This window comes from Bathymodiolus azoricus thioautotrophic gill symbiont, from assembly GCF_001298715.1.
GTDB lineage: Bacteria > Pseudomonadota > Gammaproteobacteria > PS1 > Pseudothioglobaceae > Thiodubiliella.
Genome location: NZ_CDSC02000511.1, coordinates 1 through 2,798 on the forward strand (window position 1 = coordinate 1; position 2,798 = coordinate 2,798).

Genomic DNA, 2,798 nt, shown 5'->3' on the forward strand with positions numbered 1-2,798 from the left:
TATTTAAAAAGTGTTCACGTTGAATTTACAGAAAAGAAATTACAGTACCTTTTTAAAGTCAATGTGAATGTTGAGTTGTTTGTTGTCAAAGCTAACATCTTTAATAAACCAAGGAGAATTTATACCGAGTGCTTGGGTGAATAGATCTTGCATTTTTAACCGTCCTTTTGAGTGTGTGGTAGAGTGTTATTTTAATGGGGTTACCCACTCAGGATTTGAAAGAACCCAAAAGGATTCATTCAGTCATTGGGTATATTACACCTGCTCAGAAGATGGCTGAATTGAAAAAACGTGGCTTGAAATGTGTCTAAGTTGATTGGACCATTACAGAATCAGTTTATAATCCTGCATGAGGATAGATTAAAGGATTATGTCTGATTTTTAGAGAGGACTTTACACAATCTGGTTTACAGGGTCAAGAATAGTTGTTTTTATATAAGACTTTTTTTTGCCAGATTGGTGAGATGAATTGATTTATGCAAAGGTCTCAATTAATATTTGAGTCCCTTTATCTTTTACGGAAATTGAATTTATTTAAAACATATAAAACACCTTCCAGTAACAATATTTTTTTAGGCATTGTAGGAAGTTGCTTGATGATAGATGTTGCCTTTTTAGATTGTGGGCCTTTTTGGTGTATTCTGTAAATACCTGGATATAAAAAAGAAAAATTAATTTTATACCATAAGTGAATATCTGAAAAAAATAGACGCCATTGTTTTGGTAAAACTTTTAAATCCTTGGCTAAAGATCTTGTGTAGTTACGGTAATCAACAATGTGGGATACACGATCAAAATCAACGGGAAATTGCCATTTTGAGGCTTCTTGTTGATTTAAAATGCATTTTTGCATTGTTTCTTGATTAGGTAAGGATATTTTTTTACTCAAATAAGCAGATAAATATCTTGCTTGCAATTCAGATACAGAAGGCAATGAGCCTAAATTTGGACGCACGAAGCCGATAAAACAACAGTTGTTGATTTTTGGCATAAACATATATTTGTATAGTTTATTTGGCGAAGAAATGCTATCTCTCATCTCTTTAGAAAAAAAAGATAAATTAAAAGTATGACCTGCACACAAAACTATAGCGTCTGCCTCAACAGAACTACCATCTTCAAACATAACTGTTTTTCCTTTTAAATCAGAAATTTTCGGCTTAAGGTTGATTTTTCCCTCTAAATAAGCCTTAATAAAACCACAACTTTTTACTGTAACTCTGCGAAATGGACCTAAATACTTAATTGACTGATTAGAAGAATTAAAATCTTTAATTGCGCTTTGAATTTTTTTATCATTTGTTGAAATAATATTGCGATACTCCATTTCTCTTTTAAGCTTTGTTAAAAAAGAAAGTTTGCTGTCGTCAATGTTTCTAGAAATAGCGTGATAAATATTAGATGTATCCAAATCTGTCGGTTTGTTGTCATGGTATCTTGGAATAAAGTATCCTGGCCATCTACGGATTGAGACATAACTGCTTTTTACCACATTGCGAGATAAATAAATTAGATCAGATGCTGTTTCTCCCAACCCTATGAAAACAACCGCCTTATCTTTTAAGCTAGATACATCTTTGAGGTCTGAACTACGTATAATTTCGCCAGAAAAATTTTGTTTGTTTTTTAGGGGGATTTCTTTGGACTTTTGATTAGTGCCAGTACAAATAGTCAAATAGTCAAAAGTATTTGTTTTTACTTTTCCATTATGTTCAAAATCAATATTCCATTGACCATTTATATTGCTTATTTTTTTAACAGTATTGTTAAAATGTATTAACTTTAATATATTGTTTTTCTTTGCGTAATTATTTAAATAATTAACATATTCTGTTGCCCGCCACATTTTTAAGTTATTGCAATTTATTTCTGGAGGAAAATCACTAAAACTAACTAAAAAAGGATTGTTGACCAAGGTTAAATCTTGATAACAGTTTGCAAATACACCGCCAATATCGCTAGATTTTTCAAAAATTTTTATATCAATATTCGGATTGTTTTCTTGAATTTCTTTTGCAGTGCAAAGCCCAGAAGGTCCTGCTCCAATAATGCACATTTTGATTTTATTTTGCATCAACCCTCCTTAAGATTAACTTTTTCTGGGAATGTAATTGAGTATTTATAATCTAAAAATTTTTGAAATTCGTCAAAATGGGCGTCAATTATATGCAAGGACTTATTCCAAGTTTCATCATCAAGTTCTTCTTGTTCAAAAATTGATAAATCAATGGCATTATCTACCTCACTATCAATGTGTTGATCACCAAAGTAGTGTAATTTTTCTCCGGTTTCTTTTTCATACAACTCAGCAACATATTTAGTTGTGTTAAAAAATATTTTTACTGTGGTCTCTCCAGACTCCAATGCAGCTATTTTTAAAAAAACATTATCTCCACACATTTGAGCTCTAGCAATAGCATGGTACATATAATTTCTAATAGGTGCACCGCTATCTAGCCAAATCATATTCATAGCATCACCATAATTCTTAATATTGTTATAAAGCCCTAAAGTTTTTAAATCACCCTTTAACATATCCCAATGCGTACTATCTATTTCAGCATGTGCATTAATTGCTTTTTGCATATTGTTTTTTGGATCTTTAGAGAAATAAAACATCTGATTTATATCTCTAAATGTCATTGAAAGATGAACAAACAAAGGCGCCCATATATGCATTTTTTCAATAACATCTGCCTGATTAATTGTATGAATATCCTTGAATAATTTGTGACACAAGGTGTTTTTTTTATGTTTATTAATTGCGCTAAATACTCTTTTCATTTTAACCGTCCTAA

2 protein-coding genes are annotated in these 2,798 nt (G+C 31.0%); both read right to left on the reverse strand.

Going from position 1 to position 2,798, the window contains the following annotated elements:
• Positions 1-508 precede the first annotated feature (508 nt).
• Positions 509-2,074, reverse strand: a complete 1,566-nt coding sequence (locus BAZSYMA_RS09565; protein ID WP_090718562.1) for a flavin-containing monooxygenase — start codon at positions 2,072-2,074, stop codon at positions 509-511.
• Positions 2,074-2,798 (reverse strand): hypothetical protein (locus BAZSYMA_RS09570; protein ID WP_206599463.1); only part of this gene is annotated, 725 nt, incomplete at its 5' end. The genes BAZSYMA_RS09570 and BAZSYMA_RS09565, both read right to left, overlap by 1 nt.